Source organism: Desertivibrio insolitus (genome assembly GCF_017355965.1).
Classification (GTDB): domain Bacteria; phylum Actinomycetota; class Actinomycetes; order Actinomycetales; family Microbacteriaceae; genus JAFIQW01.
On the sequence record NZ_JAFIQW010000002.1, the window covers coordinates 207170 to 232974 of the forward strand.

Here is a 25805-nt window from a genome sequence, read left to right on the forward strand (position 1 = left end):
TGGTGGCCGCTGATGCTGGTACGTCGGTCACGGTGGAGGTGACCGGGTCGAAGGCCGGGTACGAGTCCGCGACCAAGGCGAGTGCGCCGGTCACTGCCCGCGCGCTGCCAGCGTTCTCCGACATTCCTGAGCAGAATATGTTCTTCCGGGAAATCTCCTGGCTTGCAAGCGAGGGCATCTCCACCGGCTGGACCGAGTCGGACGGCTCTCGTACGTATCGACCTCTCGAGACGGTCAAACGAGACGCGATGGCCGCGTTCCTGTACCGGCTTGCCGGCCGGCCGGACTTCACGCCCCCCAGCGAGTCGCCGTTCTCGGATGTGCCGCGCACGAACATGTACTACAAGGAAATCGCCTGGCTTGCCGACCAAAGAATCTCTACGGGTTATGCGGAAGCGGATGGCCGGCGCACATTCCGTCCCCTTGATCCGGTGAATCGCGATGCGATGGCGGCCTTCATGTATCGATTCGACAAATCGCCAGCCTATGAGCCTCCGGCTGCGGCCAGCTTCGCTGATGTACAAAGCAGTAATCAGTTTTACAAGGAGATCAGCTGGCTCGCCGCCAGAGGTGTTTCGACGGGCTGGCCGGAAGCCGATGGATCGCGTACGTACCGGCCTCTGCAGCCCGTAGCGCGGGACGCTATGGCTGCGTTCATGTACAGGTTGATGAAGAACTAGCCGTAGCGATCGGAAGAGAAGTCAAGCCGCTCCCAGGGGGTAGTGGTCCGAGAATCTAGGGCGGTAGGTCAGTGCCCGTCCTTGGCAGCGGGCGTCACTAGGTGGATCAGTCATGAGGTCGGCCGAACGAGGGTCATGCTCGATCCAGCGCGACCGCTTCGTTCGTCCAATTCCTCCGCGCAGCGAGGTGGCTCCGCATCTCGAGTGACGACTGATGCTGTGAACTACGATCGATGGCCGAACAGCAGGGGGGCATCGCGATGCGCATCGGGGTTTTGGCCGACATCGGTCAGGCGGTCTATCACGTCGGTGACGAAGCGATCGGTCACGCGATCGCCCATGACATGCAGATTCGCGGTCACGAACCGGTGTTGTTCACGCGCGATCCTGCCCACACCAGGCTTTGGATGTCGGAGCGCTTCGCCACAGCTCCCTCGATGGCGTTTCCGTGGGATCCGGACGAGCGGCAGTCGCTGGTCGAGGACTTGCGCACCGCCCTCGCCGCCGGCGACGCGTACGGCTGGGGTATGCGGAACGGCTTCGCTGAGACCGTGCGGGCCATCCGCGAATTGGACGCCATGCACATCGGCGGCGGTGGGAACCTGAACTCTCAGTACGGGTGGCTGCTCAGCGAACGGATCGCGACAGCGTTGATTGCGCTTCATTTCGGAAAGCGCGTGACCCTCGGGGGGCAGACTCTGGGCCCCGCCCTCAACGAGAGAGACCGGGCCGACATCGCTCAGGTTCTTCCCCTGCTCAGCCACGTGTCGTTCCGGGACTACGCGTCCGTGCAGCTGGCGCGCGATCTGGCACCGGAGGTGGCTCCGTCGCTCTCCCTGGACGACGCCACCTACGTCGACCTGGCAGGAGACGGGTCCGATCCGGATCGCCGGCCCAAGTTGGTAGCGACGTTCTCCAGCGATCTCGAGGAGCGAGCGGGTCACCGGATCATTCCGGCCCTCGCCCAGTTCCTCATACGGCTTTCAAAGCATGCCAACGCGCCGGTCACATTCGTGCCGCACATGGCGACCCCGGGTGAGGGCGACGGCGACGAGGAGGTGCACCGGAGGATTGCGGCAGAAATGACTGCCGGAACAGCCGAGCTGATGACGATCACGGACGCGGTCACCTCCGCTCGAATCCTGTCGGATGCCGAGTTCGTCGTCACGTCACGCTTCCACCCTGCCGTCTTCGGGCTGCGCCACGGAGCCGCGGTGCTCGCGCTCGCCTCGACGGGCTACGCATACGCCCGGATGGAGGGCGTCATGCAGAACTGGGGCGTCGACGGATATGTGCTTCCGGCTCCCGCTCTCCTCAGTCACGAGTCCGCAAGGTTGACCGACGCCATGACACGGGATCAAGCCGATTACCGGCGTCACTTGTCGGGGCTGAAGGAAACGGCATGGGCGCGATCACGGAACGACCGTGATCGCTTGCTCGCTGCTGTCGACGGTCATTCGGGCACTTCCGAGCACCTCGAGAATGAGATTGTCGGGCACTCCGCCCCGCCGGAATTGCTCGAGGTTCGCGACGGCCACATGCCGTTCATGCGCCGCAGTGCACAGAGCGAGCAGGCCGAGGTCGATCGCGACTATTTCCGGTCGCTCGCGGCTGCTGCAGACAGGGAGATCACGGCATACCGCTCGTCCAGGACGTATCGCTCGCTCAATCTCCTCCACCGTGGTCGGGGTCGACTCCTTGGGCGCTGAGGAATCTGAGACCGTGATCGCCATCATCATGAGGACCAAGGACCGCCCTCTTCTGCTCAAGCGCGCGCTCGCAGACGTTCTGGCGCAGACCTCCGACGACTGGGAGCTACATCTCGTGAACGATGGAGGCGATCCGCACGCTCTGGGCCGCACTCTCGAGCCCTTCCGCGACGCGCTCGGCGAGCGGCTCCGAATCATCGAGAACCCCACGTCGATAGGGATGGAGGCGGCATCCAACGCCGCGATCCGCAACTCGCGCTCCCGCTACATCGTCGTTCACGACGACGATGACACTTGGCACCCACGTTTCCTCGAGCGCATGGTCGGTCACCTCGAGGATCATCCGGAGACCATGGGAGTCGTCGCGAGCACCATGCTTGTCTGGGAGCGCATCGACGGGAACTCGGTGGTCGAGTTCGAGCGCGAGCGATTCGGCGGCGGTGCGGTCGACCTCACCCTGGCGTCGGCTCTTCACTACAACCGGTTCGTGCCGATCTCGTTCGTGTACCGGCGCGCTGTGCACCAACAGATCGGGTACTTCCGCGAGGACCTTCCGGTCGTAGGCGACTACGAGTTCCACTTGAGATTCCTCTCCGCGCATCGCATCGACTTCGTGCCGGGAGAGCCGCTCGCGTTCTGGCATCAGCGTCCTGGACTCGGCGGCGTGATGGGCAACTCCGTGATCGTCGGACGGGATGACCACACACGTTTCGATGCGCTGCTTCGTGATGAGCATCTGAGGCGGTATGCGCAGGAGAACGGCGTCGGTCTGCCTCTTCATCTGACTAGCCTCATCGACCAGCGGACGCTCGATCTGCATCACCGCATCGACGAGGTGCTCCAGCGTCTCGACGCGGTCTCGCAGCGCCTGGATCACGTGACGGAGCTCGTTCCCCTGCACGGTCCCGGCGCTTACGTACGGCGCTTTCCCCGCAGCTTGCTCAATCGGCTCGTCAGGCTGTTTCGCAGGCGGTAGGCGAGGCGCTCTGAGGTCGCTGACCGAGATCGCAGGCTCGGAGTTGTAAGCGTCTAGAACGTATGTTCGAATAGCGTAATGAGATGGAGTGGGCAGGCTGTCGCCGCCGAGCAGGCAGGCGCCCTGCCGGGTCTGGTCAAGCTCTCCAACCTGGTGCGCTCGGTGCAGACTCCCGAGTTCGCCGGCATCACGTTCCACGAAGTGCTCGCGAAGAGTGCGATCAATCGTGTCCCCGGCGCGGTGAAGGCGCTGCCGTTCGGGCACACGATCAACCCGTATCGGGGCTGCAGCCACGCGTGCGCCTACTGTTTCGCCCGGCCGACCCACGAGTTCCTCGAACTCGACGCCGGTCGCGACTTCGACAGTCAGATCATCGTGAAGATCAACGTCGCAGAGGTGCTTCGCAAAGAGTTGCGCCGGCCGTCGTGGGAGCGGGTGCCGATCGCGCTGGGCACGAACACCGATCCGTATCAGCGGGCTGAGGGTCGGTACCGGCTCATGCCCGGCATCATCGAAGCCCTGGCCGAGAGCGGCACCCCTTTCAGCATCCTCACCAAGGGAACGCTTCTGAAGCGGGACCTTCCGAGCCTCGTGCGTGCCCGAGAGCGAGTGCCGATCGAGCTGGCCATGTCGATCGCGGTCTACGACGACGACTTGCAGCAGTCGGTCGAGCCCGGCACCCCGACGACGAAAGCGCGGCTCGCCACTGTGCGAGCGGCGCAGGAGGCCGGCTTCGAGGTGACCGTCTTCCTGATGCCGATCCTGCCGTGGCTCACCGACTCCGTCGCCCACCTCGACAGGGCGTTCGGGATGATCGCCGAGACGGGCGCGACCCGCGTCCTGCACAACGCCCTCTACCTGAAGCCGGGCGTCAAGGAGTGGTTCCTGCTGTGGTTGGAGCGCGAACATCCGCAGCTCGTGCCGAAGTATCGCGAGCTGTATGCGCGTGGCGCCTACGCGCCGAAGGACTACCGTGCTTGGCTCAGGGCGCGCATTCAGCCTCTGCTGAGAAAGCACGGACTCCAGCTCGGCCGCGAGGACCCGGTGACCGGGGGAGTGGCGATGCGCGAGGCGGCTGCTCCGCCGCAGCCCCAGCCCACGCTCTTCTGAGGGGGACAAGAGCGACGCAAACGACTGCGCCCTCGTGCGGGTCGCCCGACATCGTGCGGTTTCTCTTGCGGTTTCCCCCTCGTTTTCGGGGTACAGCCCGACTCGCATCGGTGTAATACTCGACAGATCGAGCAGGCGGAGGCGCGGTTGGGCGCACCTCCCGGGAAGCCCGACGGCGCGGGCATCCGGCTCACGCTGAAGCCCGACAGCAAAGGTTCCCTCATGACTGGCACTAACCCGAAGAGTGTCGCTCCGAGCGGTCGCCTCACCCCGATCCGCCTGGCGGTGCTGGATGACCACGAGGTGCTTCTCGACGCGCTGAGCAGCTGGATCGCAGCGAACGCGCCCGACTTCGAACTCGTGCTCAGCGCGAGCTCGTGGATCGAGCTCGTGCACAGTCCGAAGTTCCCGACGGACCTCGTGTTCATCGACTTCCAGCTGAAGGAGCCCGTCTCCATCGAGGCGCGCGTCCGCACCTGCCGCGCGGCCGGCGCGAAGGTGCTCGTGCTCAGCGGGCTCGACACCCCTGAAGCCCGCACCCGTGCCCTCGAGGCCGGCGCCTCGGCGTTCCTGCCGAAGACGATGTCGATGCGGGATGTCATGGCCGCGGCGCGCAACGTGATGGGCGTCGAGCCTGCGCCGGGCGAGCCCCGGGACTGGCGCCCGCTGCCCATCGGAGCCACTCTGCCGACCCGGCCGAAGCTGAGCCCCGGCGAACTCGACGCGCTGAAGCACTACGTCTCGGGGCTCTCGACTAACGAGGTCGCCCAGCGGATGGGTGTGCAGTACGAGACGGCGAAGACGTATCTTCGTCGGGTGCGAGAGAAGTACGCGAAGGTCGATCGACCCGCGAGCAAGAAGGCCGACCTCATCCGCCGCGCGGCGGAGGACGGCTACCTGCAGTAGTGGCGAAGCTGTACTTCCGCTACGGCGCGATGAACAGCGGGAAGTCGACGGCCCTGCTGCAGGCGGCCTTCAACTACGAGGAGCGCGGTCAGATGGTGCTGCTCGCCAAGCCGCTCGTCGATACGAAAGGCGACCGCCTCATCGTGTCCCGCCTAGGCGTGACGCGCGAAGTGGACTTCACGATCGGCCCGAACGACGACGTCTACGGCGAATTCCAGCGTCACCGGGTGAGGGTGCAGGAGGCGACGGGACACGGCGTGGCCTGTCTGCTCGTCGATGAGGCGCAGTTCCTCTCGGGAGACCAGGTCGACGACCTGCTTCGCATCGCGATTCTCGACAGCATCCCGGTGATGGCCTATGGCATCCGCACCGACTTTCAGACTGTCGCGTTCCCCGGCAGCCGTCGCCTGCTCGAGATCGCGCACTCCCTCGAAGAGCTCAAGACCATCTGCCGGTGTGGGCGCAAAGCCGTGTTCAACGCTCGACGGATCGGCGAGGCTTTCGTCTTCGCCGGCGACCAGGTCGCGATCGACGGCGAGAACGTCACCTACGAGTCCCTGTGCGGAGCCTGCTATCTCGACGAGTCCAAGGGCGTTCTGGCGAGCGACCGTCGTCGCGTTTCGATTTCGTAAATCGACCACCCTGGCGAATGTCGTCCGGTTAGGATGACCCCACCGCTTCCCAGGAGCTTCTCCGCGCCTCGGATCGGTTCATGGGGAGAGGACCGGCTCATAGAACTCGCAGACATCCTGAGGATCGCGCGTCAGTACTGGCTTACGCTGCTGGCGACCACGCTGATCGGCGGACTCGCCGCCTTCGCTTGGACCCTGATTCAGGACCCCGTGTACACCGCCAATTCGAGCGGGTTGGTGACCGCTAGCAGCGATACCACCGAGAACGCGTCGCTCGCGGTCCAGGCGGACCAGCTCGCCAAGTCGCGCGCTCAGTCCTACGTGACTCTCGCGCAATCCCGCACCGTCGCCGAGCGTGTCATCGAGCAGCTCGGCCTCGAGGACAGCCCTTCGGCGCTCACTTCGCGCATCTCCGCCTCGGTACCGCTCAACACCTCGGTCATGCAGGTCACCGCCGAGGGGAGCACGCCGGAGGAAGCCCAGCAGCTCGCTGACGCTTGGATCAACTCGCTCGCTGCCGAGATCTCCACCATCGAGGTGGCCACAGTGGTGGATGAGACGACAGGTGAGGAGACCACGTCGACGGTCACCGTTCAGTTGGTCGTCTACGAGCCCGCGGTCCTGCCCACCGTTCCGTCGTCGCCGAACACCCGTGTCATCGTGCCCCTCGGGCTGGCGCTCGGGCTTGCCGCCGGACTCGCCTACGCCTTCCTCCGGCAGACGCTCGACAAGCGGATCCGGTCGGTCGACGTGATCGAGCGCAACTTCGACGTTCCAGTTCTGGGCACGATTCCCGTCGACCCGAACTTCACTCATGAGGACCGTCTCGCGGCGAGCGCCTTCAAGCGGTCGCACACCGGCGGCCATTCTGGTGCCGAGGACCAGGCCGTGTCCGAGGCGCTGCGTCAGCTGCGAACGAACCTGCAGTTCACCAACGTGGACAACCCGATGAAGGTGCTCGTCGTCTCGAGTCCGCTTCCCGGCGACGGCAAGTCGACCATCACCTCGAACCTCGCCATCGCCCTGGCCGCCGCGGGTCAGCGCGTCGTCGTGATCGACGGCGACCTGCGCCGCCCGATGCTCGCCACCGCGTTCCACCTCGTCGAGGGCGCGGGCCTCAGCGATGTGCTCATCGGCCGAGCCGAGCTCGCCGACGTGCTCCAGCCCTGGGGCGACACGGGCAATCTCTACCTGCTCCCCGCGGGCTCCATTCCGCCGAACCCGAGCGAGCTGCTTTCGTCGCACGCGATGCAGATGCTGGTCAAGGAGCTCTCGCGCAGCGCTCTCGTGCTGATCGACGCTCCGCCGCTGCTGCCGGTGACGGATGCCGCCATCCTCACCGCCCGCTGCGACGGTGCCATCGTCGTGATATCGGCTGGCAAGACGCGCACGGACGAGCTGGAGAAGGCGCTCGGCAACCTGCAGCGCGCAAGCGGACACGCGATCGGTATCGTGCTCAACCGCGTTCCGCGCAAGGGCTCGAACGCCACTCAGTACGGCTACTACGAGTCGAACTACACCTCGAAGAAGACCGACGAGCTCTTCGTGCCGGCGGACTGGTGACCACTCCTGCTCCACGCCGCGAGGCGTTCCGGTTGTTGTTCGTCTGCACCGGCAACATCTGTCGGTCGCCGCTCGCAGAGCAGCTCCTGCGTCGCGATCTCGGCGGGCATCCGGATGTCATCGTCGCCAGCGCGGGCCTGCGCGCCATGTCCGGCTCGCCCATGGATGCACACCCCACGGAGATCTCGCGCCGGCTCGGCGGAGACCCGACGGGTGCGGTGGGTAAGCAGTTGCACGACCGATTCGTGGACGGGGCCGACCTCATCCTCGTGATGACGGTCGCTCAGCTCGGCGAACTCACGCGCGACTACCCGCGCGCGACGCGCAAGGCCTTCACCCTGCTCCAATTCGCGGAACTCGTCGAGACGCTCGCCCCGTTGCCTCCGGTCGCGCAGACGGTGCCCGAGCAGCTCCGCGAGCTGGTGTCTCTCGCGTCGCAGTCGCGTTTCCGGGTGAGCTCGGCGAATCCCGATATCGCCGACCCTTACAAGCAGAGTGCGCAGTTGCACGAGGACGTCGGCGCGACCATCGATCGCGCCGTGCGCACCGTCTCCGCCCGGCTCCGGGCTGAGATCTCAGCGGTCGCCTGATCGCGTGCGAAGAAGGTTTCGGCGCGTCGCCACGCAACGCTCGAACTCCGCTAGGTTGACTGCGTGGCTCGCTGGGGGAGAGGATCCGGGCTCGAGATGAAGGACTGGATCCGGGTTGCGCTCGGGGTGCTGATGTCGCTCGGCATAGTGGCCCTGCTTGTCATGGCCTTCCTGCCGCGTCAGGCGCCGTCCACGGCCGCCGGTGAGCCGGCTGCCGAACCTACGACTGCCGCGCCCATCGCATCCGCGCCTCCGTCGGAGCCCGCGGCACCGGTCGAGACCGCGCCGTCCGCGCCCGCCATCACGAACATCACCGTGATCGGTGACGGCTGGACGAGCGGCTCGAGCGCCAACTCAGGCCCGGATGCTCTTTGGCCCGCCCTCATCGGTCAGCAGTTCGCCGTCGAGACGAGGCCGGCCGGTGCTCCCGGAAGCGGCTACGTCGCGAGCGGCAGCAGCGGGTCGACCTTCCTCGACCTCGTGCAGGAGAGCGACCCAGCCACCGGAGCGATCGTGGTCTTCGGTAGCTCGAACGACAGCGGTGCCACCTACGACGAGCTCTACGCCTCGGCCGCTGAGCTGTACGAGGCCCTCGCGCAGCGTTCGCCAGATGCGCCCGTGCTGGTCATCGGCCCCGCGTACCTCGAATCCGCCGAGGGACTCTCGTCGGAGGAGATCACGAACCGCGACGCGATCCGAGACGCCGCCGTCGCCGCGGGCCTGACCTTCGTTGACCCGGTGGCTGAGGACTGGTTCGCCGCCGAAGATCCGGAGCTCGTCGCAGCCAACGGGGTCAACCCGAACGACGACGGCCAGGTTTATCTTGCCGAGCGCATCGCGCCGAGCATTCAGGCGCTGCTCGGCCGCTGAGGCGTTCTTCTCCGCCATCCGCCCTCGGAGCAGCGAGTGCACTCGTCGGCGCCTGAGGCGACAGTACAGCCTGCCTGAACGGCCGTCTGAGTTCCCTGGCTCGGCTCTGCCGGCTCTGCTGGCGCGACCTGCAGGAACGACGAAGGCCCCTCCTCGCGGAGGGGCCTTCTCATGTCGGGGTGGCGGGATTCGAACCCACGACCTCCTCGTCCCGAACGAGGCGCGCTACCAAGCTGCGCCACACCCCGGAACATCCGCACCGCGGATGAACCTCGTCAAGGATAGCCGAAGTTCACAGCGCGGATGTCACGCCCGCGCCGTGAGCGTGAGGAGCACGGCCTCGGGCTTGCAGGCGAAGCGGACGGGCGCGTAGATGGAGGTACCGAGCCCCGCAGAGACGTTGAGGTAGGCCGTGCGCAGCGCGTGGTGCCACACGCCGAAGCCGCTCGCTCTGTCGCGGGGGAGGTCGCAGTTGGTGACGAGGGCCCCGAAGCCCGGCACGTTCACCTGGCCGCCGTGCGTGTGCCCGGCGAAGATGAGCTCGGCGCCGTGCGTCACGAACGAGTTCAGTACCCGCTGGTAGGGAGCGTGAGTCACGCCGATCGTCACCGGCTCGGGACCTTCCTCGTCCTGCCAGCCGACGTTCTCGCGCAGCTCCTCGATGTTGCCGGGGAGCTTGTCGAGGCGGTCCCAGTTGCGGTGGGCGTCATTCACGCCGAAGAACTCGAACCGGGAGCCCCGGAGCTCGATGGCGCGCGCCTTGTTGTTCAGGTCGAGCCAGCCGAGGTCCTCGGTCAGCACGCGCTCGAGTTCGGCGGTGTCGAGGCGGGCGAGCTCCCGCGTCTGCTTCGACGGGCCGGTGAAGTACGTGAACGGGTTCTTCATCACCGGCGCGTAGTAGTCGTTCGAGCCGTGGACGAAGACGCCGGGCACGTGGGCGAACGGCGCGAGCGTGTGTGCGATCGCGCCGATCGCGTCCTCGTGTCCGAGCAGGTCGCCGGTCGAGACGACGAGGTCGGGTTCGAGATGCACGAGGCTGCGCACCCAGTCCTGCTTGTTCGTCTGGAACGGCGCGAGGTGCAGGTCGGAGAGGTGCAGCACCGTCACCGGGCGCGAGCCCGGCTGCAGCACCGGCACGGTCTCGTTCCGCACCGTGAACATGTTCCGCTCGACGACGGTGCCCCAGGCGAGGGCGCCGGCGGCACCGACCGCCAGCGCGCCCACGGCGAGTTGTGCGGCGGCGCCGCCTACTGAACGCTGACTGCTCAACAGTTCCCCGGATCCTGGCCCGCGGGGTTGCCGTGGACCGTGACGGTGAGTGGTGTGTTCGGGGCGGTGGCGCTGCCGGCGCCCGGGTTCGTTCCCGCGACGGTGCACTGCTGCTCGGGGGCGCCCGGCACGAACTGGGTCGTGAGTGAGCTGTAGCCCGCACCGCCCAGGGTGCCGACCGCCGCCGACAGCGGCTGCCCCGTGACATCCGGAACCTGTGTCTGCGCCTGCGTGCCGTCGCTCGTGTAGAGCGTGATGCTCGCGCCCTTGAAGACCGGGGTGCCTGCGCCGGGGGTGCTGCGAGTGACCGAGCCCGCGGGCAGTCCGCTCTGCTCGCTGCCGCCGTCGCTGACCTTGAAGCCCGCGCCCTGCAGCTGCGCGGCGGCGTCGGCGTAGCTGAGGCCCTCGACCGAGGGAACCGTGACGTTGTTGGTGCCGCGCATGAGGCTGGAGTCGGGTCCGGGGAACTGACCGCCGCCGTACCGCGCGGCGTAAGCGCCCATCAGCTCGCTCGTGATGCGGTGACGCATCGAGGTGCCGCCGGAGAGGTTGCGCATCGACACCTTGCCGGTGATGTTGCCGACCCACGTCGCGGTCGCGACCTTGGTCGTCGAGGTGACGATCCAGGTCTGGGTCGAGTTGTCGGTCGTTCCCGTCTTACCGATGATCGGGGTCGAGCCCGACGGGTTCGACGCCGCGCCCGTGCCGCCGTTCATCACGGCCGCCATGGCGTGGGCGACGGTGTTGGCGACGTTCGGCTCGATGCCCTGGTTGCACTGCTGGGGCTGACCCTGGCCCTCGACGCCGTCGGCGTTCACCACGCGGTCGACGATGATCGGGGCGCAGTAGACACCCTCGTTGGCGATCGCGGCGAATGCGGCGGCCATCGTGAGCGGGGCGATCTCGTTCACGCCGAGCGTCGCGGAAGGCACGGTCTCGAGCGGCTTGCCGTCGGCGCGGTGCACTCCGAGCGACTCGGCGGCGGTGCGGATGTCGCAGAGGTCGAGCAGCGACGACATGTAGGCGTACGCGGTGTTGACCGACTGCGACGTCGCGGTGAGGGCCGAAATGGAGCCGAACGTGCCGCCGCCGGAGTTCTTCGGGTTCCAGGTGCCGCCGTGGGTGCCTGCGCAGCTGTCCTCGAACACCGAGGCGTTCCAGGCCTTCTGCGTGCCGTCGACCTGCTCCTCGAGACCGTGCCCCGCCTGGAGCCAGTTCACCAGGGTGAAGATCTTGTAGGTCGAGCCGGTCTGGAAACCGCTCGAGCCGCCGTAGGCCTTGTCGGTGTTGAAGTTCAAGGCGGTCTCGGTGGCGGGATCGGCGTCCAGGGTGTTGTCGTAGTCCTTGTTCTGCACCATCGACAGGACCCGTCCCGTGCCCACCTCGACGCTCGAGACGGCGCCGCCCAGGTCGAGGGTGGCGACCGACTTCGGCACGTTGTCACTCATCGCGTTCTGCGCGACGACGTTCATGTCGGCGTCGAGCGTCGTGTAGATGTCGTAGCCGCCGAGCTTCCAGTTCGCGAGGCGCTCCTCGGGGCTGTTGCCGAGCCCCGGGATGTCCTTGACCGACTTGACGACGTAGTCGCAAAAGAACTGCGCGTTGTACGACGCCGACATGCAACCGTTCTTCGGGTCGGAGAGCGTCGGCTGGATCGGGGTCGCGACCGCCTCGTCGTGCTGCGCCTGGTCGATGTAGCCCGACTTCAGCATCATCCCGAGGATGAAGTCACGGCGCACCTTGTTGCCCTCGTAGTTCTCCTGCTTGTCGAGGCTCAGCGCGTTGGGGTACTGCACGATCGCGACGATGCTGGCGGCCTGCGCGAGCGTGACGTCCGAGGCGTTGACGGAGAAGTAGCGCTGCGCCGCCGCCTGCACGCCATAGGTCGCGGATCCGAAGTTCGCGATGTTCAGGTAGGCGAGGAGGATGTCGTCCTTCGAGTACGTCTTCTCGAGGCCGATCGCCAGCTTCATCTCCTCGAGCTTGCGCCCGAGGCTCTGCTCGACGGCCTCATTGTAGGCGGCTTCGTCACCCGACTGCTCCGCCTGCTGCACCTTGATGTTCTTGACGAGCTGCATCGTGAGCGTCGATCCGCCCGACTGGATGTCCCCGCTCGTGACGTTGCCGACTGCGGCGCGGGCGACGGAGTTCACATCGACGCCGCCGTGCTCGAAGAAGCGGCGGTCCTCACCGGCGACCGCGGCGTCCTTCAGGAACTGGCTCACCTGGTCGGAGGCGAGCTCCTCGCGGTTCTGGTCGTAGACCGTCGCGATCTGCACCGGACCGTCGGCCGTGTTCGCGTAGATCGCGTTGCGGGCCGGCAACTGGCCGATCTCGATGTACTCCGGAAGGTCTTCGAACAGCCCGATGGAGCTCGACGCCGCCACTCCGCCGACGGCGATGAAGGGCGCGATGAGCACGGTCGACAGCACGCCCGCGAGCGCGCTGAAGCCGAGGAAACCGACGACGCCGGAGAGCACGCCACTAGGCTTGGAGCTCTGGGGAGACATGGGCCACAGGGTACGCGATGACCACTGACCACGCTGAAGGAAGCGCCGTTATGCAGACATGGGAATACGTCACGACTCCGCTGATGATCCACAATACGGCCGCGATCCTCAACAACTGGGGTGAGCAGGGTTGGGAGCTGGTGCAGATCGTGCAGGGCCCCGAGGGCGGGCTCGTCGCCTACCTGAAGCGCCCGAAGGCGGCGTGAGCGTGAGCGTCACCACGCGCCTCGCCGAACTCGGCATCTCGATCCCCGAGCCGGTCGCTCCGGTCGCCAGCTACATCCCCGCCGTCGTCACCGGCAACCTCGTGTTCACGTCCGGGCAGATCCCGATCCGCGACGGCGCCGTCGTCGCGACCGGACTGGTCGGCGCCGAGGTCAGCGAGGCGGATGCCGCCGAGCTGGCCCGGCTCTGCGCGATCAACGCCCTCGCGGCGGTGCAGGGTGCGATCGGCTCCCTGGATCGCGTCACCCGCATCGTCAAGGTCGTCGGCTTCGTGGCATCCGCCCCCGGTTTCGAAGGCCAGCCGGCCGTCGTCAACGGTGCCTCCGACCTGCTCGGCGACGTCTTCGGCGAGGCCGGCCAGCACGCGCGCTCCGCCGTCGGCGTCGCCGCGCTGCCCAAGGGCGTGCCCGTCGAGGTGGAGCTCATCGCCGAGTTCGAGTAGGACCTGCAGAACGACGGATGCCGCGGAGCGCTCGCCCCGCGGCATCCGTCGTCTCCGGGTATCAGAACGGCTGGTACGTTTCGAGGGTGTCGCTGCGGAACGCCTCGCGCAGCTGCTCCCGCTTGCCCTCGTCGACGAAGACGACGGACTGCGAGCCGACCATGCCGGTGCCCGAGGTGGGGCCCGTGAAGAACGTCACGTCGGAGCTGCGGATCGAGGCCATGCCCGTGCCGAGGCCCGCGAGGTACTGCGCGGTCAGGCCGTCGTCGACGGTGAGGTACGGGGCGAACGCACCGAACACGTCGCTGATGCGGGCCGGGTTCGTCAGGGTCTCGGCACTCAGCGTCTTCTCGAGCACGGCCTTCATGTAGACCTGCTGGTTGCGCACGCGCTGGTAGTCGCCGTCGGTGAAGGCGTACCGCTCACGCACGAACGCGAGGGCTTCCTTGCCGCTGACCTGCTGCGGGCCCTCGGGGAAGGTCTTGCCGGTCATGTGCGAGGAGTTGAAGGGGACCTCGTTGTTGATGGTCACCCCGCCGAGGGCGTCCGTCAGGCCCTCGAAGCCCTCGAAGTCGATGATCGCGACGCGGTCGATGCGCACGCCGATGTACTCCTCGACCGTCTGCACCATGAGGGGGACGCCGCCGTAGGAGAGAGCGGCGTTGATCTTCGCCTCGCCGTGGCCGGGGATCGTCACCCAGTTGTCGCGCATGATCGACAGCACCTGCACGGCGTTCCGCTCGGCGGGGATGTGGGCGACCATGATCGTGTCGGCCCGGGCGCCGTCGACGGCGTCGAGGTCGTCGCCGAGCTCGCCTCGCGTGTCGGAGCCGAGCAGCAGGATGTTCTGCGCCTGCGCGGCCTCGCCCTCGACGGGAGCAGGACGGGCGGCCTCCTCGGGGAAGGCGGTCTCGATGTTCTTCGTCTGCTCGTCGAAGCTTCGCGCCAGATTGAAGGCGTACAGGCCGATGCCGCCCGCGACGAGCAGCACCACCGCGGCGACGCTCGCGAGCACGATCAGCAGCACGCGCTTGCGCTTCTTCGGCGGCCGGGTCTCCCGCCGGGGCGTGTCCTGCATCTCGAAAAGCTCGCTCACCACGCCGGACACCCTAGACGGTCACGCCAAACGCGTCGGCTTCCGTCGCAGCCCGAGTGTCGCGGAAACGACGGATGCCGCGGAGCGCCGGCCCGGCGGAATCCGTCGTCCCGCCTAGTCCTCCTCGCCGCCGCGCTTGCGGTAACCCTCGGCGATGACCTGCATGACCGACGTGTCGGCGAGGGTCGTCGTGTCGCCGACCTCGCGGCCCTCCGCGACGTCGCGCAGGAGTCGGCGCATGATCTTGCCGGAGCGGGTCTTCGGCAGCTCCGGCACGACGAAGACCTTCTTCGGCTTCGCGATGGGGCCGATCTGCTCGGCGACGTGCGCCCGCAGCTTCTCGCTCGCCTCCTCCGGCGTGACCGACTTCGCCTTCTTGGCCCGGAGGATCACGAAGGCGACGACGCACTGCCCGGTCGTCTCGTCGCTCGCGCCGACGACCGCCGCCTCGGCGACGATCGGGTGCGACACGAGCGACGACTCGATCTCGGTCGTCGAGAGGCGGTGGCCGGAGACGTTCATCACGTCGTCGACGCGGCCGAGCAGCCAGATGTCGCCGTCCTCGTCGAGGTGGGCGCCGTCGCCGGCGAAGTAGTAGCCGCGGTCGGCGAACTTCGACCAGTACGTCTCCTTGAACCGCTCCGGGTCGCCCCAGATGCCGCGGAGCATCGACGGCCACGGCTCGGTCACGACGAGGAGCCCGCCGCTGCCCGCGGGCACGGGCTCGCCAGAGTCGGTGACGATGCCGATCGAGATTCCGGGCAGCGGCACCTGAGCGGCGCCTGGCTTGGTCTCGGTGACCCCGGGGAGCGCGGAGATCATGATCGCGCCCGTCTCGGTCTGCCACCAGGTGTCGACGACGGGGGTCTGCCCGCCGCCGATGATCTCGCGGTACCAGACCCACGCCTCGGGGTTGATCGGCTCGCCGACGCTGCCGAGCAGGCGCAGCGACGAGAGGTCGCGGGCGAGCGGGATCTCGCGGCCGGCCTTCATGAACGAGCGGATCGCCGTCGGTGCCGTGTAGAAGATGGAGACGCGGTACTTCTCGATGAGGTCCCACCAGCGGCCGGGCTCGGGGTGGTCGGGCGTGCCCTCGTAGATCACCGAGGTCGCGCCGTTGGCGAGCGGCCCGTAGACGACGTAGCTGTGGCCGGTCACCCAGCCGACGTCGGCGGAGCACCAGTAGACATCCGCCTCGGGTTTGAGGTCGAAGACGTTGCGGTGCGTGTAGGCGACCTGCGTGAGGTAGCCGCCGCTGGTGTGCAGGATGCCCTTCGGCTTCCCTGTCGTGCCGGAGGTGTACAGGATGTAGAGCGGGTGCTCGGCCTCGAACGCCTCGGCCTCGTGCTCGGCGTCGACCTTGCCGAGCTCCTCGTGCCACCAGAGGTCGCGACCCTCGGTCCACTCGACGTCGTTCTCGCCGCGGCGCACCACGAGCACGTGCTGGACGGTGCTCTTGCCGTCCTTGAGCGCGGCGTCGACGGCGGGCTTGAGCGGGGCCACCGAGCCGCGGCGGTATCCGCCGTCGGCGGTGATCACGAGCTTCGCGGCCGCGTCGTCGATCCGCGCGCGCAGGCTCTCGGCGCTGAAGCCGCCGAACACGACCGAGTGCACGGCCCCGATGCGGGCGACGGCGAGCATCGCGACGACCGTCTCGGGGATCATCGGCATGTAGATGGCGACGCGGTCGCCGGCACGGATGCCAAGGCCGAGCAGCAGGTTCGCGGCGCGCTTCACGTCGGCGGTGAGCTCGGCGTAGGTGATCGTGCGGGTGTCGCCCGGCTCGCCCTCCCAGTGGAACGCGACGCGCTCGCCGTTGCCAGCCTCGACGTGCCGGTCGAGGCAGTTGTAGGCGACGTTGAGCTTGCCGTCGGCGAACCACTTCGCGAACGGCGGGTTCGACCAGTCGAGCACCTGCTCGAACGGCTGGTGCCAGTGCAGCAGATTGCGCGACTGCTCGGCCCAGAACCCCAGCCGGTCCGTCTTCGCCGCCTCGTAGAGGTCCGGGGTCGCGACGGCGGACGCCGCGAATTCGGGCGACGGGGCGAACCGCCGGTTCTCACGCAGAAGGCTGTCGATGGACTGTTCGGACGTCGTCATCCAGATTCCCCTCGGAGCGGGAGCGCTCGCGCGCCATCGTCATTGATGATTCCGATCCTAACCAGCGGACGCGGCCTGGGAACCGGCCGCGTCGCGAGCCGTCGCAGTTGGTGGAAATCCCTCCACTACTTCGGGTTCCGGTGTGAAATCTGCACCGGATGCGTCAATCCGCTGCGACGCGCCGGAGACTGCACTACCGTGATGCCGGTCGCGCTCTAGGCTCGACGCGGCGGTCCGGCGATACCCCCCAGTCGTCTCCGTCGTGGCGGCACCTGTTCCCCCCAATAGGTGCCGCCCCTTCTGTTTAACCGGCGTCTCCTCCACAGCCGTTCCGCGTCGAGTCCTCTCCGCAGTCGTCCGCCTCTTCGGTCCGCTGTTCGCGGTCGCTGCTTAGCGTTCCGGCGTGAGCACCGCGCCTGTTCCCGCGTTCGTCGCCCGCCGGCCGGGGCAGCCGGATGACGCGGGCCCGCCGCGCCGGGTCATCCCGCCTCCGCTCCTGACCGGCACGCTCGAACGGGTCGGCCGCCTGCTCGAGGATCCGGATGTCACCGACGTCTTCCTCAACGGCGGTGCCGGGGGCTGCTGGGTGGACCGGGGGAGCGGGGCGGTGCTCGAGGGCGCCGCGCCGGCCGAGCCGCAGCTGCGCGACCTCGCGGTGCGGCTCATCGCCCTGGGCGGGCGGCACATCGACGAGGCGACGCCCGCCGTCGACGTGCATCTCGCCGACGGCATCCGGGTCCACGCCGTGCTGCCGCCGATCGCGCCCCGCGGCACGCTCGTCTCCATCCGCGCGCCCCGGCCGCAGCAGCCGAGCCTCGACGACCTCACGGAGTCGGGCACGGTGACGCCCGACCAGGGCGCACTGCTGCGCGGTGCGATCGAGGCCCGGCGCAACGTGCTCATCACCGGAGGCGGCGGGTGCGGCAAGACGACGCTGCTCGCGGCGCTGCTCGGACTCGCGGCCCCGGGGGAGCGCATCGTCGCGATCGAGGACGTCGCGGAGCTCCGCGTCGCACACCCGCACTACCTGTCGCTCGAGACCCGGCAGGCGAACCTCGAGGGCGCGGGCGAGATCGGGCTCGTCCGGCTCGTGCGCGAAGCACTGCGGATGCGACCCGACCGGCTCGTGCTCGGCGAGGTGCGCGGCGCCGAGGTGCGTGAACTGCTCGCGGCGCTCAACACCGGCCACGAGGGCGGGGCCGGTACTCTGCACGCGAATTCCCTCAACGACGTGCCCGCCCGGCTGGAGGCGCTCGGCGCCCTCGCCGGCATGAGCGCCGAGGCCGTCGCGCGCCAAGCGGTGAGCGCGCTCCACCTCGTGCTGCATCTCGAACGGCGCGAGGGGCGCCGCACCCTCGCCGCGGTCGGGCGGCTCGCTCTCGAGGGCGACCGCCTGGTGGTGGAACCACTCGAACCGGCGGAGCCCGGTCCGCCGCCGGAGGCGCCGCCGCCGGAGCCGCAGCCGCTCACCCGACGGGAGGCGGCGGCCCGGCGGGGCTCGCCTCATGCGGGCTGACGAGGCGGCGCGCCTCGCGGGCGTCGCCGCGACCGTGCACCGCCTGGCCGTGCTGCTCGCCGCGGGCGTGCCGCCGGACAGGGCCTGGCGCTATCTCGCCGAGGGCGGCGACGACGCCGCGGTCGTCGTCACCGAGCGCGTCGCGGCGGGGGAGTCGTTCCCCGCGGCGATCGCCGAGGCCGCGGGGCCGTCTCCGCCGACGGCGCGCGAGCCGTGGCTGGCGCTCGCCGCGGCCTGGCGCGTGGCGTCGATCGCGGGCGCGCCGCTCGCCGCGACGCTGACGGACTTCGCCGGGTCGCTGCGCGCGCTCGCGCAGGCGCGCCGCGACATCCGCGTGGCCCTCGCCGGGCCCAAGGCGACCGTGCGGCTCGTGCTCGCACTGCCGCCCGTCGGGGTGCTGTTCGGCGCACTGCTCGGCTTCGACACGCTCGCCGTGCTGTTCACCACCCCGGTCGGCCTCGGGTGCCTCGTGGTCGGCGCCGTGCTGATGCTCGTCGCACTGCGGTGGAACCGCGCCCTCGTCGGCGCGGCGGAACGCGGCTCGACCTCACCGGGGTTGGGGCTCGACCTCGTGGCGGTCGCGCTCGGCGGGGGAGGGGCGCTCGACCGCGCCGTCGCGGTCGTCGACGAGACGCTCGCGCAACTCGGTCTCAATCCCGTGCCTCCGGCGGCCCTCGAGTCGGTGCTCCGGCTGTCCCGGCGCGCGGGCGTGCCCGCCGCGGCGCTGCTGCGGAGCGAGGCCGAGCAGGAGCGCCGGGAGACGGCCGCGGGCGCCGCCGAGCGCGCGGCAGCACTCGGCGTGCGTCTCATGCTGCCGCTCGGCGTCTGCGTGCTGCCGGCGTTCGTCGCGGTCGCGGTGCTGCCGCTGCTGTACTCCGTCGTCTCCTCAACAGTCCAGCTCGGATGAGTCGTCTCCACGAGCTGCGACCGGCACGGTTCGTCGCACCGACCCGACGCGAAGACTGACCCCGTTCCGCTGCCCGCGGAGCACGAGCACGGGCGGAGGCCCGGGAAGGAGATCCATGAACACCATCGACCGAGTCCGCCGGAGGCTCGTCGCGGAGGAGGGAGCCGCCACCGCTGAGTACGCGGTCGTCATCATGGCTACCGTGTGGCCGAAAGGACGTACTTCCCTCTCCTCTCCTCTTCGGGCGGCGTCAATCCCTCGTAGGGGGGTCGATCTCACCTCGCCTTGGGAGTGGGGTCGACCATCCGACCTGACCGGCGATGAATCCGGAAGAGAGGAACGGTGGCGAGCCCTCGGCGGTGCGGCGCTCCGCAAGAGAGGTCCCGTCGTAGGGATACCGTGGCAGCAGCAATCGCTTTGGGGGCACTAGCTTGACCGTCACAATTCACGAAATCCTGCGCCAACTGCGCTCAGCCGCGTATGACGAGCGAGACAAGGGCGACCGCTTCGAACGACTGATGCAGTCGTACCTGTCCACGGAGCCGCAGTACGCCCAGTTGTACGACGAGGTCTGGATGTGGATTGACTACCCGGAGCGCAACGGGAGGCGCGACACCGGCATCGACCTCGTGGCGAGAACGCGCGGCACAGGGGAGCTGACCGCAATCCAGTGCAAGTTCTTTGATCCCTCCACCACCGTGACGAAGCCAATGCTGGACTCGTTCCTTGCCGCTTCGGGCAAGACCTTGGAGGGAAAGCCCGAGTTTGCGGCCCGGATGGTCATCTCCACCAGTGACAACTGGGGCAGCAACGCCGAGGAGGCCGTCGAGAATCAGAATCCGCCGGTGGCTCGTCTCCGTGTACAGGACCTCGACGAGTCATCCATTGATTGGTCGAGATTCACCCTCAACGCACCGAGCGAGCTCAGCCGGAAGGCCCCTAAACAGCCGTTCCCTCATCAGGAGACGGCAATCCAGAAGGTGCTCGATGGCTTTGAGTCTGAGGACCGGGGCAAGTTGATCATGGCGTGCGGGACAGGGAAGACCTTCACGTCGCTCAATATCGTCGAGCGGATGGTCCCTGCGGGTGGAACCGTCCTGTTCCTCGTGCCAAGCATCGCGCTCCTCTCGCAGACGCTCAAGGAGTGGACGGTCGAGGCGAGCCGCCCCCTTCGTTCCTTCGCCGTCTGCTCCGATGTTTCGGTCGGGAAGAGGAAGGGCGACGAGGACACGCCCGTAGTTGACCTTGCCTACCCCGCCACGACAAGCACGCAGAAGCTCGTGGACAAGTTCTTCGTTCCCCCGCAAGACCCGGCCACTGTCACCGTCATCTTCTCGACCTATCAATCCATTGAGGTTGTTGCCCAGGCTCAGAAGCAGGGGCTGCCCGAGTTCGACCTGATCGTGTGCGACGAAGCTCACCGCAGCACCGGCGTAACGCTCGCCGGCGAGGAGGAGTCTGCCTTCGTTCGTGTGCACGACCAGAATTACGTGCAGGGCAAAAAGCGCCTCTACATGACGGCAACTCCCCGTATTTACGCCGACGTTTCCCGCACCAAGGCGGAGGAAGCTGGGGCGGTACTCGCGGACATGGACAACGAGGCCCTCTTCGGAAAGGAATTTCACCGGCTGGGGTTTGGGGAGGCTGTGTCCATAGGGCGGCTCACCGACTACAAAGTGCTCGTGCTCGCCGTGGACGAGAGCTACGTGTCCAAGCGCTTCCAGAGGCTCCTAGCCGACGAGAACAACGAGCTAACGCTGGACGACGCAGCGAAGATCGTGGGTTGCTGGAATGGGCTCTCCAAGCGCGCGCTCACCCAAGACGAGTTCGCTCTGGACCCAGAGCCGATGAAGCGCGCAGTCGCGTTCGCCCGCAACATTGCTGAATCGAAGAAGATTTCACGGCTGTTCGAGCACGTGGTCAATCGCGAGATCGAGCTCATTGATGCCGAGGAGGAGGGTTCACAGAACCTGGTCTCCGTTGAGGCCGAGCACGTCGACGGTACCTACAACGTGTTGCTTCGCAACCAGAAGCTGGACTGGCTCAAGGAGGACCCCGGGGAGGGGCAAGCTCGCCTACTCACCAACGCGCGCTGCCTCTCTGAGGGTGTTGACGTGCCTGCTCTCGACGCGGTCATGTTCCTCAATCCACGAGACTCGGTCGTCGACGTCGTCCAATCTGTAGGACGAGTGATGCGCAGGCTCGAGGGGAAGAACTACGGCTACGTGGTTCTACCTATCGGGGTTCCTGCTGATGTGGACCCGAGCGTTGCCCTGTCGGACAACAAGAAATATCGCGTTGTCTGGCAGGTGCTTCAAGCGCTCCGGGCGCACGATGAACGCTTCGACGCCGAAGTCAACAAGATCGATTTGACCAAGAGGACTGACCGCCTACAGGTGGGCCTCATAGGCAAGAAGGGAAGCTCTGAGCGCGAATCTGGTTCCAGCGCCGATCACGGCTCAGTCACTCTCGACTTCCCGGAGTTGGACCAGTGGCGGGAGGCAATCCTCGCCAAGATCGTCGAGAAGGTCGGCGAGCGACGCTATTGGGAGAACTGGGCGAAGGACGTCGCCGGCATCGCTTCCGATCACATCACCCGCATTCGAGCACTCGTTGACGGCTCAGACGCTGCCCTTCACGACGAGTTCGCCCGCTTCCTGAAGGGCTTGCAAGACAACCTCAACCCCTTCATCACAGAGCGCGACGCAGTCGAGATGCTCTCTCAGCACCTCATCACAAAACCCGTGTTCGACGCGTTGTTCGAGGGTTACGCGTTTAGCGATCACAACCCCGTGTCGCAGGTGATGCAGCGGATGGTCGATGCGCTCGAACAGCAGCATCTGGAGAAGGAGACCGAGCGGCTCGACAAGTTCTACGACTCCGTCCGTACTCGCGCCGCCGGCATCACTGATGCCGCCGCCAAGCAGCACATCGTGAAAGAGCTGTACGAGAAGTTCTTCCAGACCGCCTTCTCTGGCACCAGCGACCGCCTTGGCATCGTTTACACGCCCAACGAGATCGTGGACTTCATCATTCATTCAGTAGATGACGCGCTGAAGGCGGAGTTCGGCGCGAGCCTCTCGGACAAGGGGGTACACGTACTCGACCCCTTCACCGGAACGGGCACGTTCATCGTCAGACTTCTCCAATCCGGCCTCGTCAGGCCGGAAGACCTGTACTACAAGTACCGGTACGAGTTACACGCGAATGAGCTCGTGTTGCTCGCCTACTACGTCGCCGCCATCAACATCGAAGCGACGTACCACGACCTCGCGGGCGGGGACTACGTCCCCTTCGAAGGCATCGTCCTGACGGACACCTTCCAGATGAACGAGACTGATGACGAACTCGACGATCACGGCGTCTTCCCTGAGAACAACGAGCGCGCCGAGGCCCAGAAAGCTCTGGACATCAGAGTCGTCATCGGGAACCCGCCGTACTCGAAGGGGCAAGAGTCCGGTAACGACAACAATCAGAACCTGAAGTACCCGACTCTCGACGCGAAGATCGCAGCGACCTACGCCGCCCGATCTACCGCTCAGAACAAGAACAACCTCTACGACTCCTACATCCGTGCAATCCGCTGGGCGTCAGATCGAATCGGCGACCGGGGCATCGTCTCGTTTGTGTCCAACGGAGGCTTCATCGACGGCAACACCGCTGATGGCGTTCGCAAGACCTTCGGCATTGAGTTCAGCAGCATCTACGTCTTCAACCTCCGAGGGAACGCACGCACAGCGGGCGAGCAGCGGCGTAAAGAGAAGGACAACGTCTTCGGTCAGGGAACCCGCACTACCGCTGCGATCTATCTACTCGTCAAGAACCCCAACGACACGAGCCCCGGCAAAGTGTTTTACAACGACATCGGGGACTACCTGACGCGGCAGCAGAAGCTCGACGCGATCCGCGACGCGGGTAGCTACACGAGGGTCGATTGGACACGCATCGAGCCGAACGAACAGGGCGACTGGGTCAATCAGCGCAACAGTGCCTTTGACTCGTTCACTCTGTTGGCCTCGAAGGAGCGTCGCGATGCCAACCGAGCGCGAGCTCTTCAGACCTACTCTCGAGGCCTAGAATCGGGACGCGACGCCTGGGTATACAACTACTCGAAGACGCGGTTGCTTAGCAACGTGAATCGCAGCGTCGAAACCTACTCGAGCGAGGTTGATCGCTGGGTCCGTGCTGGTCGCCCGCTCCCGGTCGAGGACTTCATCACGACAGACTCAGCCGCGATCAGCTGGACCCGAAGCCTGCGAGGGCATCTGGTGAAGGAACGTGCTATCTCGTTCGTCGCAGCTCACGGCGAGTATCTTGCCAACTATCGCCCGTTCTCGAAGCAACACGTGTACTTCGACCCCTACCTCAATCACGAAAGGTCTCAGACGCCGCGCTTTTTCCCGTCTCCGGACGTCGAGAACTGGGGCTTCTACACCACCGCGCCAGGAGCCGGGCATCGCTTCTCGGTCCTCGCTGTCGGGCAACTTCCCGATCTTGCGTTCTGGGGTTCCGGGAGCGGACAGTTCTTCCCCCGATACAGCTACGAGGCGCAAACGTTTGAGGGCGACCTTCTCGCAAGCCTCGAGGACGACGTCGCGCCATACCGTCGCATCGACAATGTGACAGACGAGATTCTCGCCGACTACCAGGCGACCTTTGGGGCAGAGGTCACGAAGGACGACATCTTCTTCTACCTCTATGGGCTCCTTCACTCCAGCGACTATCGCGAGCAGTTTGAGGGCGACTTGCAGAAGATGCTGCCGCGCATCCCGAAGGTGCGGGAATTCCGTGCATTCAGCGATGCGGGACGCAAGTTGTCGCAGTTGCACCTCGACTACGAGCAGGTTGAGCCTTACCCGCTAAGCGAGCAACAGACCGTCGGGGCCAGCTACCACGTCTCGAGAATGAGATACGGCAAGCTCGGACGCGCCACCGACAAGTCGACAATCATCTACAACAGCGACATCACCGTCGCAGGCATTCCGGACGCGGCGCACGAGTACGTGCTCGGCTCCCGCTCGGCGGTTGACTGGGTGATAGAGCGATACCAGGCAAAGCCCGACAAAGCCTCGGGGATTATGAACGACCCGAATGACTGGGCGGCAGAGCAAGGTAATCCTCGTTACGTTCTGGACCTTCTCGCACGAGTCGTAACCGTGAGCGTCGAGACGGTGAACATTATCAAGGGGCTGCCACCCCTCGAGATTGTTTAGGCGCGCAACGCGCGATAGACGCTGGCGCGGCTGATGCCGACCTCGCTCGCGATGAGCGTTGCACCGATTCCGGTCGCGCGAAGCTTCCGAACCAGGTCGATCTTCCCCGCCGTGAGGACACTCTTCCCTCTCGCCTTATGAGTGCCTAGAGCTGTCCTCGCGGCACGGGCATCGGCGGCGCGTTCTCGGGTGTTCTCACGTTCCCACTCGGCGATAGCAAGCATTATCTGCCTCATTAGCACGCCTGTTGGCCCTTCGAACGACTCTCCGGGCTTCAGAGACCGCACATAAACGCCCTGAGTCTCCAACTCCTCAATGGTTCGAAGAGTGCCGAGGACTGTGCGTCCGAGACGGTCGAGGCTGGAGACGACTATCTCGTCCCCTGGTCGGGCGACGCGCCTCAACGCATCTAGCCCCTGGCGATTCATCGTTGATCCAGAGAGCTTGTCCTCGAAGATGTCGCCCTCGTCGATGCCGGCATTGTAGAGCGCAGCGGTCTGTCGCTCGTAGGACTGATGCACTGACGACACGCGGCGGTACCCAAATGTGCGCGAGTTTGCGTATTTCGTTGCCACGCGATAATTGTACCAATTTGTGCGACTGTGACTCCACCTGAGGCGATTGTTTCAGAAACTGCGCTTGTGACGCGAACAGCCGCGAGATTCCGCGCCCACTATCGCATCGCAACCCTGTCTCAACTGACTTGTCAGTTGAGACAGTCCCTCCCTCTCACTTATCGAGTCTTCCCGTTGAGTCGCTGGTACTTAGCGCTTCCGGTGACCCAGGAGCCGATATGCTTGAAATGGAAGCAGGGTATCCAATGAGGATTCAATACATCGCCGCTTTCTCGGGCGACAGTCACCATCACGTCGCCACCTACGCTCTCCTCGAGAACGCGCGCCTATACCTTCTGCTTCGTTGGAACGGTGCTGAATGGCTGGAGTGGAAGCCGACGTGGCTCGCCGACGCGGTTGCACGGTCGGAGGAATTCTTCGGCTTCGTTTCGCGCGGCGAACTCGCAGCCCTTGATCCGTGTGCGCAAGCCATGCCCGTTCCCGCCTGGATGCCTGGCGGTGTCACCACGCTTCCGAGGATTTGGACATGAGGCCGATCCGGTAGATGCGCTCCCGGCTCAATCTGGTCGTCGAGCAGAGAGCCTTCATGCTCACCCCTGCGTCGCGCGCGTCGCGAATGAGGTTGTCGCGCTCCAGCCGCGCTGCCTGCAGCTCTGCTTCCGCCTGATGTACGGCCTCGACCTGCTCCTTCAAAGATTCCAGTGCCATTCGCATGCTCACTCGCATAAGCTGCTTCCTCCTTTTTCGAACGGGCGTTGCGAGTACCGCGGTGCTCGAGCTTCGAGCACTCCGGGCCACTCATCCGGTGGGTCGCGACTTCCGCCGCCACCCGCCGCTGCCTCCGTAGGCGAGCGACGGTCGACTCAGAGCATCCCAAGATTCGCGCCTGATGGGCTTTGCTCAAGCCGTCCAGACC

General features: G+C 66.4%; 19 protein-coding genes, 1 tRNA gene and 1 pseudogene. 14 read left to right on the top strand and 7 right to left on the bottom strand.

The window, feature by feature from the left end; translation table 11 throughout:
• The 9 genes from JUB10_RS05050 to JUB10_RS05090 all read left to right on the top strand — a co-directional run.
• Window positions 1–680, top strand: a 680-nt coding sequence (locus JUB10_RS05050; protein WP_207454588.1) for an S-layer homology domain-containing protein, incomplete at its 5' end; no start/stop codon positions are given.
• Between the two features lie 233 nt (window positions 681–913).
• The gene (locus JUB10_RS05055) at window positions 914–2389 is read left to right on the top strand and encodes a polysaccharide pyruvyl transferase family protein (RefSeq protein WP_207454589.1); all 1476 of its coding nucleotides are present in this window, start codon (window positions 914–916) and stop codon (window positions 2387–2389) included.
• 13 nt (window positions 2390–2402) lie between these two features.
• A complete protein-coding gene (locus tag JUB10_RS05060; RefSeq protein WP_207454590.1) occupies window positions 2403–3365 on the top strand; it encodes a glycosyltransferase family 2 protein in 963 nt (320 codons plus the stop codon).
• Between the two features lie 78 nt (window positions 3366–3443).
• The gene (locus JUB10_RS05065; protein WP_207454591.1) at window positions 3444–4475 is read left to right on the top strand and encodes an Rv2578c family radical SAM protein; all 1032 of its coding nucleotides are present in this window, start codon (window positions 3444–3446) and stop codon (window positions 4473–4475) included.
• A 222-nt stretch (window positions 4476–4697) separates the two neighbouring features.
• Window positions 4698–5381 (top strand): response regulator transcription factor, encoded by a 684-nt coding sequence (locus tag JUB10_RS05070; protein WP_207454592.1) that lies wholly within the window; start codon window positions 4698–4700, stop codon window positions 5379–5381.
• Window positions 5381–6013 carry a thymidine kinase gene (locus tag JUB10_RS05075; protein WP_207454593.1) on the top strand — a complete coding sequence of 211 codons (633 nt, stop codon included), beginning with the start codon at window positions 5381–5383 and terminating at the stop codon, window positions 6011–6013. Before JUB10_RS05070 ends, JUB10_RS05075 begins: the two co-directional genes overlap by 1 nt.
• 33 nt (window positions 6014–6046) lie before the next feature.
• Window positions 6047–7576 carry a polysaccharide biosynthesis tyrosine autokinase gene (locus JUB10_RS05080; protein ID WP_207454594.1) on the top strand — a complete coding sequence of 510 codons (1530 nt, stop codon included), beginning with the start codon at window positions 6047–6049 and terminating at the stop codon, window positions 7574–7576.
• A gap of 32 nt (window positions 7577–7608) precedes the next feature.
• Window positions 7609–8166 carry an arsenate reductase/protein-tyrosine-phosphatase family protein gene (locus tag JUB10_RS05085; protein WP_207454595.1) on the top strand — a complete coding sequence of 186 codons (558 nt, stop codon included), beginning with the start codon at window positions 7609–7611 and terminating at the stop codon, window positions 8164–8166.
• Window positions 8167–8262: 96 nt separating this feature from the next.
• Complete coding sequence (locus JUB10_RS05090; RefSeq protein WP_207454596.1) at window positions 8263–9036, top strand: SGNH/GDSL hydrolase family protein; 774 nt, start codon at window positions 8263–8265, stop codon at window positions 9034–9036.
• Window positions 9037–9210: 174 nt separating this feature from the next.
• Here the strand turns inward: JUB10_RS05090 and JUB10_RS05095 are convergent.
• The 3 genes from JUB10_RS05095 to JUB10_RS05105 form a co-directional block, all read right to left on the bottom strand.
• Window positions 9211–9284, bottom strand: a tRNA-Pro gene (locus JUB10_RS05095).
• 58 nt (window positions 9285–9342) lie between these two features.
• Entirely contained in the window at window positions 9343–10305 is a 963-nt protein-coding gene (locus JUB10_RS05100) for a metallophosphoesterase (protein WP_242682161.1), read from the bottom strand.
• On the bottom strand, window positions 10302–12815 hold the full coding sequence (locus JUB10_RS05105; RefSeq protein ID WP_207454597.1) for a transglycosylase domain-containing protein: 2514 nt from the start codon (window positions 12813–12815) through the stop codon (window positions 10302–10304). The genes JUB10_RS05100 and JUB10_RS05105 overlap by 4 nt, the downstream gene beginning before the upstream one ends.
• 50 nt (window positions 12816–12865) lie before the next feature.
• Between JUB10_RS05105 and JUB10_RS05110 the strand changes: the two are divergent.
• Both JUB10_RS05110 and JUB10_RS05115 read left to right on the top strand, forming a co-directional pair.
• Window positions 12866–13009: pseudogene (locus tag JUB10_RS05110) on the top strand (DUF4177 domain-containing protein); the annotation flags it as partial.
• Between the two features lie 14 nt (window positions 13010–13023).
• Window positions 13024–13482, top strand: coding sequence for a RidA family protein (locus JUB10_RS05115; RefSeq protein ID WP_207454599.1), 459 nt, complete (start codon window positions 13024–13026; stop codon window positions 13480–13482).
• Between the two features lie 61 nt (window positions 13483–13543).
• Here JUB10_RS05115 and JUB10_RS05120 read toward each other — a convergent pair whose 3' ends face one another.
• The gene (locus JUB10_RS05120) at window positions 13544–14581 is read right to left on the bottom strand and encodes an LCP family protein (RefSeq protein WP_207454600.1); all 1038 of its coding nucleotides are present in this window, start codon (window positions 14579–14581) and stop codon (window positions 13544–13546) included.
• A gap of 111 nt (window positions 14582–14692) precedes the next feature.
• Entirely contained in the window at window positions 14693–16678 is a 1986-nt protein-coding gene (gene acs, locus JUB10_RS05125) for an acetate--CoA ligase (RefSeq protein ID WP_207454601.1), read from the bottom strand.
• Window positions 16679–17081: 403 nt separating this feature from the next.
• On the opposite strand from acs, the gene JUB10_RS05130 reads away from it, so the two are divergent.
• From JUB10_RS05130 to JUB10_RS05140, 3 genes are all read left to right on the top strand, one after another.
• Window positions 17082–18194: a TadA family conjugal transfer-associated ATPase gene (locus JUB10_RS05130; RefSeq protein WP_207454602.1), complete on the top strand. Its 1113-nt coding sequence runs from the start codon at window positions 17082–17084 to the stop codon at window positions 18192–18194.
• On the top strand, window positions 18184–19101 hold the full coding sequence (locus JUB10_RS05135) for a type II secretion system F family protein (RefSeq protein WP_207454603.1): 918 nt from the start codon (window positions 18184–18186) through the stop codon (window positions 19099–19101). Before JUB10_RS05130 ends, JUB10_RS05135 begins: the two co-directional genes overlap by 11 nt.
• A 431-nt stretch (window positions 19102–19532) precedes the next feature.
• The gene (locus JUB10_RS05140) at window positions 19533–24314 is read left to right on the top strand and encodes a DEAD/DEAH box helicase (RefSeq protein ID WP_242682162.1); all 4782 of its coding nucleotides are present in this window, start codon (window positions 19533–19535) and stop codon (window positions 24312–24314) included.
• Here the strand turns inward: JUB10_RS05140 and JUB10_RS14550 are convergent.
• Both JUB10_RS14550 and JUB10_RS05150 read right to left on the bottom strand, forming a co-directional pair.
• Window positions 24311–24889, bottom strand: a complete 579-nt coding sequence (locus JUB10_RS14550; RefSeq protein ID WP_207454916.1) for a recombinase family protein — start codon at window positions 24887–24889, stop codon at window positions 24311–24313. The genes JUB10_RS05140 and JUB10_RS14550 overlap by 4 nt on opposite strands.
• A gap of 501 nt (window positions 24890–25390) precedes the next feature.
• The gene (locus JUB10_RS05150) at window positions 25391–25597 is read right to left on the bottom strand and encodes a hypothetical protein (protein ID WP_207454604.1); all 207 of its coding nucleotides are present in this window, start codon (window positions 25595–25597) and stop codon (window positions 25391–25393) included.
• Between the last annotated feature and the right edge of the window lie 208 nt (window positions 25598–25805).